The organism is Streptomyces sp. NPDC027189, from assembly GCF_055566975.1.
Genome location: NZ_JBVHRI010000013.1, coordinates 117264 through 134007, shown reverse-complemented (window position 1 = coordinate 134007; position 16744 = coordinate 117264). Strand labels below are relative to the sequence as shown.

Annotated in this window: 13 protein-coding genes and 1 tRNA gene; 1 reads left to right on the top strand and 13 read right to left on the bottom strand. The window is 71.2% G+C overall.

Translation table 11 applies throughout. The features are described 5' to 3' along the window. Nucleotides 1-275: 275 nt before the first annotated feature. The 4 genes from ACZ4RZ_RS28490 to ACZ4RZ_RS28475 form a co-directional block, all read right to left on the bottom strand. Nucleotides 276-2075 carry a DEAD/DEAH box helicase gene (locus tag ACZ4RZ_RS28490; RefSeq protein ID WP_467748792.1) on the bottom strand — a complete coding sequence of 600 codons (1800 nt, stop codon included), beginning with the start codon at nucleotides 2073-2075 and terminating at the stop codon, nucleotides 276-278. 169 nt (nucleotides 2076-2244) lie between these two features. Beyond that, nucleotides 2245-2631, bottom strand: coding sequence for a type II toxin-antitoxin system death-on-curing family toxin (locus tag ACZ4RZ_RS28485; protein ID WP_467748791.1), 387 nt, complete (start codon nucleotides 2629-2631; stop codon nucleotides 2245-2247). Then, on the bottom strand, nucleotides 2628-2819 hold the full coding sequence (locus ACZ4RZ_RS28480; protein ID WP_467748789.1) for a hypothetical protein: 192 nt from the start codon (nucleotides 2817-2819) through the stop codon (nucleotides 2628-2630). The genes ACZ4RZ_RS28485 and ACZ4RZ_RS28480 overlap by 4 nt, the downstream gene beginning before the upstream one ends. Nucleotides 2820-2867: 48 nt before the next feature. Then, nucleotides 2868-4292 carry an MFS transporter gene (locus ACZ4RZ_RS28475; RefSeq protein ID WP_467748787.1) on the bottom strand — a complete coding sequence of 475 codons (1425 nt, stop codon included), beginning with the start codon at nucleotides 4290-4292 and terminating at the stop codon, nucleotides 2868-2870. Nucleotides 4293-4656: 364 nt separating this feature from the next. Here ACZ4RZ_RS28475 and ACZ4RZ_RS28470 point away from each other — a divergent pair. Beyond that, nucleotides 4657-4728: transfer RNA gene (locus tag ACZ4RZ_RS28470), tRNA-Cys, on the top strand. A 72-nt stretch (nucleotides 4729-4800) separates the two neighbouring features. On the opposite strand, the gene ACZ4RZ_RS28465 is transcribed toward ACZ4RZ_RS28470, so the two are convergent. From ACZ4RZ_RS28465 to ACZ4RZ_RS28425, 9 genes are all read right to left on the bottom strand, one after another. Next, on the bottom strand, nucleotides 4801-5958 hold the full coding sequence (locus ACZ4RZ_RS28465) for an SUKH-4 family immunity protein (RefSeq protein ID WP_467748786.1): 1158 nt from the start codon (nucleotides 5956-5958) through the stop codon (nucleotides 4801-4803). A 386-nt stretch (nucleotides 5959-6344) separates the two neighbouring features. Beyond that, nucleotides 6345-6473, bottom strand: coding sequence for a hypothetical protein (locus tag ACZ4RZ_RS28460; protein ID WP_399080656.1), 129 nt, complete (start codon nucleotides 6471-6473; stop codon nucleotides 6345-6347). Continuing rightward, nucleotides 6470-8776: a xanthine dehydrogenase family protein molybdopterin-binding subunit gene (locus ACZ4RZ_RS28455; RefSeq protein ID WP_467748784.1), complete on the bottom strand. Its 2307-nt coding sequence runs from the start codon at nucleotides 8774-8776 to the stop codon at nucleotides 6470-6472. The genes ACZ4RZ_RS28460 and ACZ4RZ_RS28455 overlap by 4 nt, the downstream gene beginning before the upstream one ends. Then, complete coding sequence (locus tag ACZ4RZ_RS28450; RefSeq protein WP_467748782.1) at nucleotides 8773-10311, bottom strand: (2Fe-2S)-binding protein; 1539 nt, start codon at nucleotides 10309-10311, stop codon at nucleotides 8773-8775. Before ACZ4RZ_RS28450 ends, ACZ4RZ_RS28455 begins: the two co-directional genes overlap by 4 nt. Continuing rightward, on the bottom strand, nucleotides 10308-11201 hold the full coding sequence (locus tag ACZ4RZ_RS28445) for an FAD binding domain-containing protein (protein WP_467748781.1): 894 nt from the start codon (nucleotides 11199-11201) through the stop codon (nucleotides 10308-10310). The genes ACZ4RZ_RS28450 and ACZ4RZ_RS28445 overlap by 4 nt, the downstream gene beginning before the upstream one ends. A 280-nt stretch (nucleotides 11202-11481) precedes the next feature. Beyond that, nucleotides 11482-13128 (bottom strand): beta-N-acetylhexosaminidase, encoded by a 1647-nt coding sequence (locus ACZ4RZ_RS28440; protein WP_467748779.1) that lies wholly within the window; start codon nucleotides 13126-13128, stop codon nucleotides 11482-11484. Nucleotides 13129-13146: 18 nt separating this feature from the next. Further along, nucleotides 13147-13992: a carbohydrate ABC transporter permease gene (locus ACZ4RZ_RS28435; RefSeq protein ID WP_467748977.1), complete on the bottom strand. Its 846-nt coding sequence runs from the start codon at nucleotides 13990-13992 to the stop codon at nucleotides 13147-13149. 11 nt (nucleotides 13993-14003) lie between these two features. Continuing rightward, a complete protein-coding gene (locus ACZ4RZ_RS28430) occupies nucleotides 14004-14981 on the bottom strand; it encodes a carbohydrate ABC transporter permease (RefSeq protein WP_467748976.1) in 978 nt (325 codons plus the stop codon). A 329-nt stretch (nucleotides 14982-15310) separates the two neighbouring features. Further along, entirely contained in the window at nucleotides 15311-16618 is a 1308-nt protein-coding gene (locus tag ACZ4RZ_RS28425; RefSeq protein ID WP_467748778.1) for an extracellular solute-binding protein, read from the bottom strand. Nucleotides 16619-16744: the final 126 nt, after the last annotated feature.

The following is a 16744-nucleotide window of genomic DNA, read 5'->3' as shown; positions in this document are numbered from 1 at the left end:
AACACGCGCCCGTCGGAGGGGACACACGCCTGTATGACGGAGGGAACACACGCCTGTATGACGGAACGCCTGTAGGCGGGACGCCTCTGCGGCAGGACGCCTGTAGGCGGAACGCCTCTGTGGCAGGACGCCTGTAGGCGGAACGCCTCTGTGGCAGGACGCCTGTATGGCGGGAACACCCGCCCGTACGCGACGCCCGCACCCGCACCGAACGCGGGAAGGTCACACGCTCCGCGCCCCGAAGCCACCCACGCGCTCAGGCACAGCGCCCGGCGTCACCGCATCCGGGTGGCCCACTCCTGCACCTTGGCGATCCGCTGCCGCAGCTGCCCCGCCGTCGCCTCCGCGCTCGGCGGCCCCCCGCACACGCGCCGCAGCTCGGTGTGGATGACGCCGTGCGGTTTGCCGCTCTGGTGGACGTACGCGCCGACCATGGTGTTGAGCTGCTTGCGGAGCTCCAGCATCTCCTTGTGGGAGACCACGGGCCGCCGCTCGGCCGGGAGTTCGAGGAGATCGGCCTCCTCGTCCGGCTTCTTGCGGCTGTGCGCGATCTGCCGGGCCTGCCGCTTCTGCAGCAGCAGCTGAACCTGGTCGGGTTCGAGGAGTCCCGGAATCCCGAGATAGTCCTGCTCCTCTTCACTGCCCGGGTGGGCCTGCATCCCGAACTCGGCGCCGTCGTAGAGGACCCGGTCGAAGACCGCTTCCGATTCCAGCGCCTCGAAGGAGAACTGCTCCTGCTCCCCGGTGTCCTCGTCCTGCTCCCGGTTCGCCTCCTCCATCTCCTTCTCGGATTCGGCGTACGGGTCCTCCTCGCCCTCCTTCTTGGGCTTGTCGAGGACGTGGTCGCGCTCGACCTCCATCTCGTTGGCGAAGCCGAGGAGGTCGGGGACGGTCGGGAGGAAGACGGAGGCGGTCTCACCGCGCCGCCGGGACCGTACGAAACGACCGACGGCCTGGGCGAAGAAGAGGGGGGTGGAGATGGTGGTCGCGTAGACCCCCACCGCCAGCCGGGGCACGTCGACGCCCTCGGACACCATCCGCACCGCGACCATCCACCGGTCGCCGTTGTGGCTGAACTCGTCGATACGGTTCGAGGCACCCGTGTCGTCGGAGAGGACGAGGGTCGCCTTCGTGCCAGTGATCTCGCGGATGAGCTTGGCGTACGCGCGCGCCGAGTCCTGGTCGGAGGCGATGACGAGGGCACCGGCGTCCGGAATGCCCTTGCGCACCTCGGTCAGCCGCTGGTCGGCGGCGCGCAGCACACTCGGCATCCACTCGCCGCGCGGATCGAGGGCGGTACGCCAGGCCTGGCTGATGGCGTCCTTGGTCATCGGCTCGCCGAGCCGCGCCGCGATCTCGTCCCCCGCCTTCGTACGCCACCGCATATTGCCGCTGTAGGAGAGGAAGATGACGGGCCGCACGACGCCGTCGCCGAGGGCGGACCCGTATCCGTACGTGTAATCGGCGGCGGACCGCCGAATCCCGTCGTTCCCCTCCTCGTACGTCACGAAGGGGATGGGGTTGGTGTCGGACCGGAAGGGCGTACCGGTGAGCGCGAGCCGGCGGGTGGCGGGCTCGAAGGCCTCGAGGCAGGCCTCGCCCCAGGACTTGGAGTCACCGGCGTGGTGGATCTCGTCGAGGATGACGAGCGTCTTGCGCTGCTCCACCCGATTCCGATGCAGCATGGGCCGCACGCCCACACCGGCGTACGTCACGGCGACGCCCTGGTACTCCTTGCTGAGCGGACCCGCGCTGTACTCGGGATCCAGCTTGATCCCTATCCGCGCGGCCGCCTCCGCCCACTGCTTCTTCAGATGCTCGGTCGGCGCGACCACGGTCACCTGCTGCACGACATGGTGGTGCAACAGCCAGGACGCGAGCGTCAGCGCGAACGTCGTCTTACCGGCGCCGGGCGTGGCGACGGCGAGGAAGTCGCGCGGCTGCTCCTGGATGTACTTCTCCATCGCCCCCTGCTGCCAGGCGCGCAGCTTGTTGGCGGTGCCCCAGGGGGCGCGGCCGGGGAAGGCGGGTGAGAGGTGATGCGAGGAGGAGGCACTGGCGGCGGTGGTAGTCACGGTCTCCGTGGGGTGTCGAATGGAAGGGGCCGCGCACAGCGCGTCAGGTAGGGCGGTGGCGGGCGACGGGCGGGCAGCTCGGCTACGTATGACAACCGGGCCACCCTACCGGCGGCCCGGATGTGTCAACGCGCGGACGACGCCGGGTCACCCGTGGATGGGATCCACCTCACAGACCGCGCAGCCGGTCCGCGATCACCCCGATGTCGCTCTCCTCACCGGAGGCCACATCGATGACCAGGTCGTACGCCGCGTTCTGGTCGCAGGACACGAGGTCGACGCCGTTGACGGCGAGGAAGGTCGCGGCGGCGAGCCAGGCGGTCCGCTTGTTGCCGTCCACGAGGGGGTGGTTGGCGGCGATGGCGTGCAACAGCGCGGCGGCCTGCTCGTGCAAGTCCTGGTACGCGGCGACGCCGAGCATCCGGGCGCGGGGGCGGTGGACCGCCGAGGCCAGCAGCCCCGGCTCCCGGGCCTCGGGCGCGCGGCCGCCGAAGGCGACCTCCGCGAGGTCCGTCACCTCGGCGACGGTCAGGTGACGGGTGTGGGTGCCGGTCATTCGCCCAGCCTCCTCAACAGCTCGGCGTGCTCCTTCGCGAGCCGGGTGGCGAGGGCGCGGACGTGCGCGCCCTCCTCCCGCAGATACCCGCGTACGGCCGCTTGGGCGATCTCCTCCGGCAGGCGGTCCTGCGCGTCGGCGAGGTCGTCGAGCGCCTGCGCCAGGGCGGGGTCGAGGCGAAGTTCCATGCGAAGAAGCTAAAGCACGGCACCGGCCCGTTCCGACGGGTTTTACGATCACCGCTCCCGCAGCCGCGTCGTCACCCAGGCGCCCACCAGCGCCACCGCGGCCATGGGCAGGAACACGGCGGCGAAGGCGGCGGGATGCGAACCGGAGGCGGACGTGGCCGCGTCCGTGACCGTGCCACCGCCCAGCGCCGCGAAGGCCGCGCCGCCCACGGCGAGCAGCAGCACATTGGACAGCCCGTCGGAGATCTGCAGGGCGGCGGAGTTGGCGCCGGCCTCCTCGGGCGCCGAGAGGTGGAGCAGCAGCACACTGGTCGAGGCGATCACCAGACCCATGCCGAAGCAGCCGAACCCCCAGGCGACGGCGACGATCCACACGGGCACGGCGTGGATCAGCACGCTGGGCGCGGCGGCGATGGCGGCCGCCACCAGCACCATGCCGAGGAACATCAGCCGGTCCCGGTAGGGCTCCACGCGCGGCCGCGCCTGCACATACGAACCCAGCGCCCAGGTCCCGCCGCCCGCCGCGAGCGAGAACCCGGCGAGTGTCGGCGAGAGCCCCCGCTGGGTGACCAGCATGAGCGGCACGAAGGACTCGGCTGCGATGAACGACCCGGCCGCGACCCCGCGCAACAGCACCACGGACGGCAGCCCGCGCGCCGCCCGGTACGTACCGCGCGGCAGCAACCCGAGGACGGCCGGGACGAGCAGCGCGGCACCGGCGGCGGCCGGGACGAGCGACAGCCATGCCAGGTCCTGGGCGGCGTACTGGAGGAGCCCGGCGCCCAGCGAAATCCCGAGCGCCAGCCGGATACGCCGCCGGTCGAGGGGCGCGGGGACGGCCTCCCCCGCCCCTGCCGACGTACGCCGCCGTATCTGGGGCAGCGCGAGCGCCAGCGGAAAGACGACCAGGACGGGAATCCCGACGAACACCCAGCGCCAGCCCAGGTGTTCGGTCACCGCGCCCGCCGCGAGCGGGCCGACCACGGACGGAACCACCCACCCCGCCGCGAACGCCGCCATGATCGACGGCCGCAACCGCTCCGGATAGGCCCGCCCGACCACCACGTACAAGGCGACGATCACCAGCCCGCCGCCGAGCCCCTGCACGGCCCGCCCGAGGATGAACACCCACATGGACGCCGCCGTCCCGGACAGCAACAACCCCGCCGCGAACGCCCCGATCCCCGCGGTCAGCGACGCCAGCGGCCCGTCCCGGTCCGACCACTGCCCCGCGAGGACCATCCCGAACAGGCTCGTCGTGAAGTACCCCGAGAACGCGAACGCGTACAACGACACCCCGTCGAGCTCCCGCGCCGCCACGGGCATCGCCGTCCCCACGGCAGTCGCCTCGAAGGCGATCACCAGCACGACGGAGACGATCCCGACACTGAGCGCCCGGTACGGGCGGCTCAGCACACCGCCTTCCACCTCCGACGGTGCCGTCGCGACATCACTCGTTTCCAGGGCTGCCATGACTGTCAGCGTAAGGGGCGCAACTGACATTGACCCCTGTCCGGAGACGGTGATCGACTGGGCCTTTGGTCGTACGACCAGCCACGGACCCGGGCCACCGGGCGGTTCATGAACGGCGTATGGCAGTCCCATTGCAGCGCCCGCCCATCCCTTGAGCCCCGCCCGTGCCCCCGCCTACGGTCTTCTCATCAGGTTCGGAACGAGTGAGCCGTGCCGCACCTGACATTGGCCGTCCGCGTGAGCGGCGGCCAATGTGTTCGGCCGTGCGCCCGAGGGTTCAGGGACTCGCCTGCGCCGCATCCATCAGCGGGCTCCGCCCGCGGGAAGTGACGCGGGTGCGATTCCCGCCACGGCCGATGCATACGGCCGTGTGCCCGAGTGGTTCAGGGACTCGCCTGCAAAGCGAGTTACGCGGGTTCGATCCCCGCCACGGCCTCCCGATGGTGTCGGCCGTCCCCGTCCAGGGGGCGGCCGATCCGCGTGTGCGGGGCGTGCGGTCGGCGTCCGGCTACGCGTACATCGTTCCGCCCGCCTGGTCCTCGAATATCTCGGGCCAGTAGCGCCGGCCGTCGTCGCCGGGGAGGGACGGGGTCGGGTCGCAGGCGACGGGGTCGACCGTGGCGAGGGTCTGGGCCATCGTGGCGGCGAGTTGTTCGTAGGAGTCGGTCAGGTCGTGGGCCGCGTCGATCGTCTTCTCGCGGTGGAGCAGCCAGAGGGTGAAGGCGAGGGTGGAGATGTCGGAGTTGAGGGGGCGGAGGGTGAGGTCCGGCTCGCTCCAGGCGAGAACCGCGCCCGTGGTGCCGTCCACGACGAGGCTCGTGTCCTCCAGCAGATGGCCGAGGCGTATCAGACGGTCCGCGGCGGCGGGGAGTTCGTCGGCGGTGAAGTCGCCGGGGCGCTCGTCCGCGTAGTACTCACTGAGAGCCGGCAGCGGCACCTCCGTGTCCAGCTGGAAGAGGAGCCCGTCCTCGGGCAGGCCCGTCTCCCGCAGGAACCGGCGTGTCGGTTCGTGCGCGAGCGCGGACGGGAAGTCGACGTCCTCGAAGCGCATGATCTCGCCCGCGCCGAACTCCTCGTCCAGCAGCCGCTTCGGCAGGTCCAGGACGAGTCCGTCACCCGGGCCCGCGATCCGGGCCAGCGGGCGGATCAGGGCGGCCATCCGCCAGTACGCCGGCACCTCGCTGCCCGCGCCCGACTCGAAGACCGCGGTCAGACGGTCCGACGCCTCCGTGACCGCCTTCGGGCCGAACTGGCCTCGGGACGCCGTCAGTTCCTCCGTCGCGGCGGCGAAGCGCAGCAGCGCCTCCAGGGAGGGGGCGAGGGGAGACAGGTCCATCAGGGCCGGGTTCCGGTACACGTACGTCGTGGAGACCTCCCCCGTCGTCCCGTCCAGCACGATCGACTCCAGGTCCCTGTCGAGGTTCCGCAGCGCCCCTATGACGAGCTGGTCCCTCAGCTCCTCGGCGAGCTTCTCCGCGTCGCCGGCCAGGTCCGCGAGCCTTCGCAGCCCGTGCTCCCGCAGCGTGCCGAACCCCAGCAGCGCGCCGTCGGACGGCAGTCCTGGGCCCGTCAGCCAACGCCGCGTCGCCGCGTGCGTGACAAACGATTCCAGCTCGTCGTCGGTCAGTGTGATCACGCCGCCGACATCGGTGTCAGTCGTACTCATGGCTCCCCCGCGCATGTGAACGCATCGTGCTTCCCCCGGGTGGGAACACCCCGCCGCCCAGCGGCAGTTCCCCACTGACCGAGAACCATACGCCGCACCACTGACAACGCCAGAAACACGCAGGAACGGGCCGCCCACACCGGGGAAACATACGCCCCAGAACCCCCGGCCCCGGCCCGGACCACCCGCGCCCGGGCCCTGTTCTTCGCCCCCTCCGCCCCTACCCGTGGTGGCTGGTCGCGCAGTTCCCCGCGCCCCTGAACGGGGCGCGGGGAACTGCGCGATCTTTTGAGCGGGGGTCTGGGGGCGCAGCCCCCAGGTACGGGACGGGTAGGGGCGGAGGGGGCGAAAAAATCGCCCACCCCACCGAGCCCTCGACCGAGCCCTCAGCTGAGGTACACGCCACCCACGACGACCACCACGGCCGCCAACACGAACAGCAGCACCCAGAGCATCAGCTTCCCGACGCTGGGCGGAGGTTCATAGCGCGGCGGCTCGGGCTCGGGAACGCTCATGACGGCGTCACCACCGCGGCCTGGGGGCGGATGGGGAGCCGGTTGACCGGGCGACCCGTCGCCGCGCGGACGGCGGACGCGACCGCCGCCGGGCACGTCACGACCGGCACCGCGCTGACCGCCTTCGCGCCGAAGGGAGCGACCACGTCACGTTCCTCGACCAGTTTGACGATGCGGATGTCGGGGGCGTCCAGCGCGGTGGGGAGGGCGTACCCGGTGAGGTCGGGGTGGCGGACCAGGCCGCGGGCCGTGCGCAGGTTCTCCGTCAGCGCGGCGCCGACGCCCTGGGTGACGCCTGCCTCGATCCGGGCGGTGAGCTGCGCCGGGTTGAGGATCCGGCCCACGTCCTGGGCGAGGGCGAGTTCCACGACACGGACCGAGCCGAGCTCGATGTCGACGTCCACCACCGCGCGGATCGCGCAGAAAGCCAGGCCCACGAAGGCGTCGCCCTGCCCGGCGGCGTCCAGGGGTTCCGTCGGATGCGGGCGGCACTGCGCGGTGGCCCACAACTCCTTGCCGTCCATCGCCTCGGTGACAGTCGTCGACAGCACACCGTCGTACGACGTGATCTTGCCGTCCGTGATCTGCAGCAGCTCCGTGGACATGCCGAACTTGTGCGCCAAGGGCTGGAGCAGTTGTGTGCGGACCATTTTCGCGGCCCGCTCCACCGCGCCGCCCGACACCCATGTGTGACGGCCGCGGCAACTCGCGCCCGCCGGCGGCTGGTCGGTGTCGACCGGCGCCACGTGCACCTCGTCGATGCCGAGCGTCTCCTGGACGATCTGCCGGGCCAGCGTGGTGAAGCCCTGGCCGGTCTCGACGGCCGCGCAGAGCACCGTGGCGACGCCGTCGTGGACCTTCACCGTGGCCGTCGAGACCTCGTCCGCACCCTCGGAGCCGAGCATGTGGACCATGCCGACGCCGTAGCCGACACCACGGCGTACGGCACCCGGTTCGCCCGCGCCCTCGGGGCCCCCGGGCAGCAGCCACTCGTCCTCGGGCGTGTCCTTGGGGAGGGCGGGAAGCGGGAAGTCCCGCACGGCTTGCAGGAGTTCGGCGACCGGAGCCGGGCACGTCACCGTCTGGCCCGTCGGCAGCACATCCCCCGTGGCCATCGCGTTGCGCAGGCGCAGTTCCGCCGGGTCGATGCCGAGCTTCTTCGCCAGCTTGTCCATCTGCGCCTCGTAGGCGGCGCACACCTGCATGGCGCCCTCGCCGCGTACGTGGCCGGAGGGCGGGTTGTTGGTGCGTACGGCCCAGCCCTCGATGAAGGCGTTCGGGACGACGTAAGGGCCGCAGGCGAAGGAGACGGCGGCGGCCAGCGACTCGGCGGAGGTGTCCGCGTAGGCGCCCGCGTCGAGCAGGATCTGCGCCTCGATCTTCACCAACTTGCCATCGGCGTCCGCGTGGTGGCGGTAGCGCAGCAAAGTGGGGTGCCGGTGGGCGTGGCCCAGGAAGGACTCCTCGCGCGTAGCGGTGAGCTTCACCGGGCAGCCGGTCTTCAGGGCCAGCAGGCCGAGCGGGAGCTGGAAGCCCTGGTCCTCGCGGTCGGCGGTGGCGCCGGGGACGCCGGTGACGACGACCTTCACGCGCTCGGGTTCCAGGCCGTAGCAGGCGGCGGCCGTGTCACGGTCGGTGTGCGGGTCGGTGGAGGCGATGTAGAGCTCGACCCCACCGTCGGGACGGGGCACGGCGAGGCCGGCCTCGGCGCCGATGGGGGCCGGGTCCTGGCGGCCGATGCGGTACTGGCCCTCGACGACGATCTCGCCGGCCGCGGCCGGGTTGCCGTGGCGCAGCGGGATGTGCCGGATCAGGTTGCCGTCGGGGTGCAGGGGTTCGGCCTCGAAGGCCTGCTCCGGGTCGGTCACCGCGTCGAGTACTTCGTACTCGACGATGACGGCGGCCGCGGCCATGCGCGCGGTGTCCGGGTGGTCGGCGGCGACGGCCGCGATGGGCTCCCCGTGGTGGCGTACGACCTCGGAGGCGAACACCGGGCGGTCCGCCCTGCCGCGGCCGTGCAGCGCGCTGCCGGGCACGTCCTCGTGGGTGATGACCGCCCGGACGCCGGGCATCTCGCGCGCGTGGCTGGTGTCGATGGACACGATGCGCGCGTGCGGGTGGGGCGACCTGAGCACGGCGGCCCACAGCAGGCCCTCGGCCCACAGGTCGGCCGCGTACGGGAAGGTGCCCTCGGTCTTGGCGCGGGCGTCGGCGGCGGGCAGCGAGACGCCGAGCCCGTGCGGCACGGGCTCGGGGCCGGTCTCGGGTGCCGCCGGTGTCGCGGTCGCGGCTTCGTTGCTCACGCCTGGCCTCCGTCCTGGCCGTACGGCTGCTCATGCGGCGCTTGGGGATCGTACGGAGCGGTGTCCTCGTACGCCGACGGGTGGACGCCGCCCGCGCCGGGGCCCGCCTGGTGCGGGATGCGTGCCTCGTCCGCGTCCGGCGCGGCTTCGGCGGCGGCCGCGGAGTGCGCCTCGCGTTCGGCGACGACCTCGCGCACGGCGTCCAGGACCCCGCGGTAGCCGGAGCAGCGGCACAGGTTGCCGCAGAGCGCCTGGCGGGTCTCCAGCTCGGTCGGCGCGGGGTTGCCCTCGAGGAGGTCGTGCACGGTCATCGCCATGCCCGGTACGCAGAAACCGCACTGCACGGCGCCGCACTTGGCGAGCGCCCGCTGCACGTCGGAGGGCTGCCCGTCGGCGGCCAGGCCCTCGACGGTGCGCACCTCGCTGCCGGCGGCGGTGACGGCGGGCACCAGGCAGCACGCCACGAGCCGTCCGTCGACCTGCACGTTGCAGGCGCCGCACTCGCCCTGCGAGCAGCCGTCCTTGGCGCCCGCGAGGCCGAGCCGCTCGCGCAGCACGTAGAGCAGCGATTCGCCGATCCAGGCGTCGGTCACGGGACGGTCGGCGCCGTTGACGCGCAGGACGTACGAGGCGAGGGGGTGCTCGTCGTGCGGGGCCGAGGCGGGGGTGTCCGCGTCCCGTGCCTCCTCGGCGACGGCGCTCTCGGAGGTCTCCGGGGCTTCGCGATCCTCGGGTGCCGGGTCCGGTTCGGGTGCCTGTGCAGGCTCGCCGGCCACGGGCCCGGGCCCGGCGACCGGCTCGGGAGCCCCGTGGACGGGCCCGGCGGCCTGCTGGGCGGCCTGCGCGGGCGATTCCGTATGCGACTGCGCCGGAGGCTCCGCGGGAGCCTCAGCGGCCGTTTTCTCCGGCTCGGCGAACCACGCCTGTCCGATGGCCTCCGTCGCCCAGGGAGCGGCCGCGCCGCCGGGGAGCGTGGCGGGCGGTGTTCCACCCCACTGTTCGACGAGCGCCGATGTGGTGAACTCGCCCGATTCGTCCGGAAGATCACCACCGGCGACCGGAATCGACCACTGCCCGGTCACGTCATGCCCGGAGTGCGCCGAATATCCGGAGGGTTCCGAGTGCCCGGAATGCCCATCGGTGGTGGCTTCTTGTGCGACCGCCTGACCGAAGTCCCACTGCCCGGTGGCTCCCGGGTGGTACGAGAACCGGTCGTTCGCGCCCTGCTGCGGCTCGCCCGCCTGGGGCGCGGCGTTCGGATCCGGCCACTGGACGGCCTCGGCGGGCACCGCCCAGGTGCCGGTGGCCGCCGGGTCCGTCGCCCCGGGCGCCGTGGGCGCGACCGTGATCTGCGGGGGCACGTAACCGTGCCCGGGCGCCGCGAGCGGGCTGTCCCGGTCGGCGAGGAGGGCGTCGATACCGCCTTCGGGGAGCTGGACGAAGGCGGTCGCGCTGTCGTCGTAGTCGCCCTGGGGCAGCGGATCCCATCGGCCGCCGCTCTGCGGAGTGCCCTCTCCGTGCTGGTCGTCGGTCACGACAGTGCCCTCCCCAGTGCTCGTCGGGCCAGCGCGGCGACGGTGCGCCGCAGGTGCAGTACGGCGGGTGGAAGCGGTTGCACGGAGCCGTCCTCGGCCGGGACGGGGTCGGGGATGCAGGCCGCGGCGACGTACTCCCCGAAGGCGTTCAGCGCCTCGGGCACGAGCGTCCGCTCCCCGTCCCAGTCGATGAGCTGGGCGACCCACGCCTCGGCGTCCAGCGGCCGCAGCGGCATCGGCGCTATGGCCCCGACGGCGCACCGCACTCCGCGCCGAGCGGGGTCGAGGACGAGCGCCACGGACGCGATCGCGCGCCCGGGCCCCGTGCGTCCGGTCGCCTTCAGGAAGACCTGCGGCGCGTGCAGCAGCGGCACGCGCACGTAGCCGATGAGTTCGCCGCCGCGGAGCATTTCCACGCCCGCGAGCAGGTGCGAGACAGGGATCTCGCGGCGGGCTCCGCCCGGGCCCGCGATGATCAACGTGGCCTCCAGGGCGGCCAGTACGGGCAGCGCGTCCCCCGTAGGGGCTGCCGAAGCGATGTTGCCGCCCAGGGTGCCCGCGTTGCGGATCTGCGGCGGTCCGGCCGCGCGCGCGGCGGCGGCCAGCGCCGGGATGAGGGCCGCGAAGTCGGGGCGCCCCATACGGGCGTGGGTGAGGCCCGTCCCGAGCAGCGCGTGGCCGTCCTGGTACTGCCAGCCGCGGATCTCGCTGATCCGGCCGAGGCCGACCAGCGCGGCGGGCCGCAGCTGTCCGGAGTTGACCGCGGCCATGAGGTCGGTGCCGCCGGCCACCGGGACGGCGGCGGGCATGGCGGCCAGCGCCGCCACTGCCTCGTCCAGAGAGGCGGGCAGCGTCACGGCCTGCGCCGCCTGCGGTGCGTGCGTGGTCAAACCGGCTGCCCCTTCCCGCTGCCCCACCTGGTCCCACCTGTGCTGCCGTACGGTACGTGCTGACAGGGCGGACGTGGCAACTCTGGCACATCTTCCCCGACCGCCGACGCGGGGGTCCGCTAGGAGGCATTCGCCCCTCTCACCAGGGAGATGGTCCGTTTTGGCACGGCATCACCGGTGAGAGTGAATTGCCACTCTTCGGTGACCCTTGGGTGCCTTTTGCCTTGTGAGGCGACCGTGGCAGGGTGAACACGACGGGACACACCGGTTGGGAGTCACCTCACACGTTTGGGGGCGCCCCCTCGATCGGGCGTCCGAGCACACCGGGTCGCTTCTGCCACGGCAGCGGTCCCGCGGGCGGGCGATAGGCCACTCCCAGGGCGTCAAGTCGCGCGTAGTGGGCGGTCATCCGGCGCTCGAAGTCCGCGAAGTCCCGTTCGGCGGAGGCGGGCAGGGCGCTCCAGGCGACCTCGGCGAAGGCGGCGAGCCGGGGGTACGTCTGGTAGTCCACGCGCGTGTGGTCCTCCATCACCTCGGTCCACACATTGGCCTGAGTACCCAGCACATGCCGTGCCTCCGCCTCGGTGAGCTGCGGCGGCACCGGCTCGAAGCGGTAGACGTCCTCCAGGGTGCGGACATAGCCGATGGGCACCGGTTCGTCCTCGCCCGCGTGCTGACGATGGTCCAAGTACACCTGCTGCTCGGGGCACATGACGACGTCGTGGCCCGCGCGGGCGGCCGTGATGCCGCCCTGGTAGCCGCGCCACGAGGACACGGCCGCGCCGTCCGCGAGCCCGCCCTCCAGGATCTCGTCCCAGCCGATCAACCGACGCCCGTGCGATGAGAGCCAGTTGTCGAAGTGCCGGATGAACCAGGACTGCAACTCGTCCTCGTCCGCGAGCCCGAGTTCCTTGATGCGCGCCTGGGCCGTCGGCGACTGCTTCCACTGGTCCTTGGCGCACTCGTCGCCGCCGATGTGGACGAACCCCGAGAACGGCGCGGCGTCCGCCGGGAAGAGCTCCAGGAGTTCCTCGAACACCCCCTCGTAGAAGCGCAGGGTGTTGTCAGTGGGGGCAAGTACGTTTTTGGAGACGCCCCAGTTGTCCCAGACGGTCAAGGAGGTCGTGTCGATGACGTCGGTGTTGCCCAGTTCCGGATACGCGGCGATGGCGGCCTGCGAGTGGCCCGGGATGTCGATTTCGGGGACGACGCTGATATGCCGCTCGGCGGCGTACGCGACGATCTCGCGGATGTCGTCCTGCGTGTAGAAGCCCCCGTGCGGCTTCTCCTCCCACAGCGGAGAGGCGCGATGGCCGAATTTCGTGCGCGCCCGCCAGGATCCGACCTCCGTCAGCTTCGGGTAGCGCTTGATCTGGACACGCCATCCCTGGTCGTCGGTGAGGTGGAAGTGGAAGACGTTGAGTTTGTGCGCGGCCAGGAGGTCGAGATGGCGGAGGACTCCGTCCTTGGGCATGAAGTGACGGGCGACGTCGAGCATCAGGCCGCGCCAGCGGAATCGGGGCGCGTCCTCGATGGTCACCATCGGAAGTTCCCAGTCCCGTCCCGGCCGCACCGGAGCCCGTCGGTACGCGTCGGGGCCGAGCAGCTGCCGGAAGGTCTGGGCACCCCAGAAGACTCCGGCGGCGCTGCCTCCCTCGATGCGACGCGCGGACCCGTCGACGACGAGGCGATAGCCCTCGGGGGCGAGCTCCGGATCGATGGCGAGGACGATGCGGTTGTCGGTGTCCTGGCCGTCGGCCAGCGGAAACCCGGTGGCCGCGCCCAGCGTGGAGCGCAGCCAGCGCGCCACGCCCCCGGTGCCCGGCCGCGCCTCGATCGTCGTCTCCGCGTCCAGGCTCTCGTACCCCGGGGCGGGCGGTGACCAGTTGAGCTCCCGGGGCGCCGGAATCAGCTGCATGTCCGTCATGCCATCAGTCCTTTACCGCTAGTCCTTTACCGCTCCGCCGAGGCCGGAGACCAGTCGTCGCTGTACGAGTACGAAGAAGATCAGCACCGGAATCGTCATCACGGTGGAGGCCGCCATCACCCCGCCCCAGTCGGGCTCGTCCGGCTTGTAGAAGACGAGAAGGGCCATCGGCAGGGTGGACTGCGAGGTGTCGCTGATGATGAAGGACTTGGCGAACAGGAAGTCGTTCCAGGCCGAGATGAAGGAAAACACGCTCGTGGCCACAAGGCCCGGGAAGACCAGGGGGAACAGAATCTGCCAGAGGAATCGCGCCCGGCTCGCCCCGTCGATGTACGCGGCCTCCTCCAGCGCGTCCGGCACGGCCTTTACGAAACCCCGCAGCATCCAGATCGCGAAGGGCAGCGAGAAGGCGATGTGCGGCAGGATCAGCGAGCCCAGCGTGTTCAGCTGACCGAAGTCCCGCATGAGGAAGAAGAGGGGGATCGTCAGAGCCTCGACGGGCACCATCTGCGCGACCAGGAACATGATCAGCAGGGTGGTCCGGAAACGGAAGCGGAATCGTGTCACGGCCGTCGCCGCGAGAAACGCGATCAGCGCCGAGACGACGACCACGGAGCCCGCTACGACAAGGCTGTTGAGGAAGTACCGGCCGAATTCCTGCTGTCCGAAGACGCGCCGGAAGGAATCCAGGGAGGGCGAAAGCGTCCAGGGGCGGGGCTCGGTCGACTCGACCTCTCCGGCCGGTTTGAAGGCGCTGAGCACCATCCAGTAGAGGGGAAGGGCGACGACGGCCGCGATCAGCAGCGCGGACGCCTCGGCGGCCAGCAGCCATGGACGCCGTACGACACCCCGTAGGAAGTTCACCGTCGGGAAGCTCACAGTTCCTCCCCCTGTCTGCGCAGCAGCCGCAGATAGACCAATGTGACCGCCAGCAGAATCACCAGCATCACCACGCCGATCGCCGAGCCGAGGCTGTACTGGGAGGCGGCGAACGCCTTCTGGTACGCGTACACGTTGAGCACGAGGTTCTGCCCGGCGATGCCACCGCCGTTCGTCATCACGTAGATCTGTGTGAAGACCTTGAAGTCCCAGATGACCGACTGGATGGTGACGACCACCAGGATCGGCCGGAGCATCGGCGCGAGCACCGAGCGCCAGATCCGCCACTGCGAGGCACCGTCCAGGGCCGCCGCCTCCAGCACCTCACCCGGTACGGCGCGGATCCCTGCGTACACCGTCACCATCACGAACGGAAAGGAGCACCACACCACTTCGAGCAGCACGAGCGCGAAGGCGCTGTAACGCCCGTACGTCCATGAGTGGTCGCCGATCCCGAGGACCCGGTTGGCGGGGCCGAAGTCGGGGTCGAAGAGGAACAGCCAGACCGTGGAGCCGGTGACGGCCGGGGTGGCCCAGGCGCCGAGCGCGGCCAGCATCAGCGCGAGACGCGGTACGGCCCGCACGCGCGTGAGGAGCACCGCGAGCGCGCAGCCGACGGCCAGGGTGGAGACCACGCAGGCCGCCGCGAACACCAGCGTCGCGAGGAGCACCTGCCAGAACTGGTCGTCGGCGAAGAGCGTCGTGTAGTTGCCGAAGCCCTCGAAGGTGGTCGGCTCACCGCCGCTGACCTGGGCCTGGGTGTAGTGCAGGAACGAGATCAGGCCGAGCTGGTAGATGGGGTAGACGAGCAGGCCGCCGAGGACGAGGAGGGCGGGCGCGAGGTAGAGCCAAGGGGTCCAACCGGCCCGGGTGCGGCGGAACTTACCGGGGCCGAGGCGGGGATGGGCGGTCCCGCGACGGAGGTTGCCGGTCCCGGGCCCGGATCTGCCGGGCCCGGCGGGGTGCCCGGGCACCCCCTGGGCGGCCGCGGGCAGCAGGTCGCGCACGGGCGCGCCGCCGCTCCGCGGCGCCGGAGGACCCGCCGCCACCTGGCCGGACGCGGCCGCGTCGGGCTCACCGGAGCGGCCCGCGCCGTAGCTGGAGCCGGAGCTGGAGCCGGAGCCGCTGCCCGCGCCGGAGTCGGATCCAGTGCCGGGTTCGAATCCGGCGCCAGGGTCGGATCCGGTGCCGGCCGCGGAGTCGGATCCGGTGCCAGAGCCGGACCCGCGGCCGACGTCGGAGTCAGTGCCCGAGTCGCCCTCGGGCGGGATGCCCGTCGACGCTGCGCGCTTCTTCATCGGCTTCACCCAGCGGAGCTGAACGCGTCGTTCATCTTCTTCGCCGCGTCCTTCGAAGCCGCCACCACGTCCTTCTTGCCGCTGACGATCTCCTGAAACATCGTCGGCAGCACGAGCGAGGCGTCGATCTGCGCCCAGGCGGGCGACGCGGGCACGAACTTGGCGCCCGCGGCGAGCGTCTTCACGAAGGGGGCGACGAACGTTTCCTTCTCGGCGACGTCGTCGCGCACGTCGCCGTACGTCGGCAGGAAGCCCATCGCGTCGAAGAGCTCTCTCTGGGTCTTCTTCGACGCCAGCTGCTTCATCAGGTCGACCGCGAGCGTGCGGTGCGAGGTGCTCTTCAGAACGCCGATGTTGTTGCCGCCCGCGAACGCCGGGGCGATCTCGCCCGCCTTCAGACCCGGCAGCGGTACGACCGCGTACTTGCCCTTGACCTTCCCGGCCTCGATCGCCGCATGGCTGAAGTCACCGCCGATGGCCATGCCCGCCTTGCCCGAGGCGAAGGCGGTCACCGTGTCGTTGCCGCCCATGCCCGCGCACTTGGCAGCCGGACAGTTGTCGTCGCCGAAGAGCGAGGTGTAGGCGTTGATGCCCTTCTGTGCGTCCGCGCTGTCGATGGTGGAGGCGTACGAACCGCCCTTGCCCTCGGCGAGTTCACCACCGTTGGACCAGATGAACGGCATCGCGCCGTAGGTGTAGGCACCGCCGACCGCGAGACCGTACAGGTCGGGCTTCGCCGCGTGGATCTTCCGGGCGGTATCGGCCAACTCGGCCTGGGTCTTCGGGACTTCGAGGCCCAGTCCCTTGAGGACGTCGGTGCGGTAGTAGAGGGCGCGTACGCCGACGAAGTACGGGGCGCCGTAGATCCTGCCGTCCACCGTCACCGACTGCCTGGCCGTCGGGTCGGTGTCCTTGGCCTCGTTCCAGTCGGTGAACTCCTTGGTGACGTCGGCGAGTCCGCCGTCCTTCACGTAGCCGGCCGTGTCCGTGTTGCCGTACTCGATGACGTCCGGGGCGCTCTTGGGGTCGTTGAAGGCGGCCTTGATGCGCTGGGCGCGGGTCTCCACGGGGATGTATTCGACGGTGACCTTGGTGCCCTTGTGGGCCTTCTTGAAGGTGTCGAGCGCCGCGTCGACGACCTTCTGCTTCGGCGCGTTGTTGACCTCCTGGAAGAGCCAGACGCGCAGAGTGCCGGTCTTCTCGTCCTTGCCGGAGGAGGAGTTGTCGGAGGTCTGGGGGGCGCAGGCGGTGGCGACGACAAGGGCCGCGAGGGCGGCGGCGGTTCGGACAGGGAGCTTCGCAGAGAGCTTCATCGAGCATCCTCCGGTGGGGGTGCGTTGCAACATGCGCAATGGCGGTTTTGCTCTGCACAACACTCCGGAGGCTATGGAGTACATGAACATGCCCACAAGAGGTCTCAACCACTCTGTGACCACGGG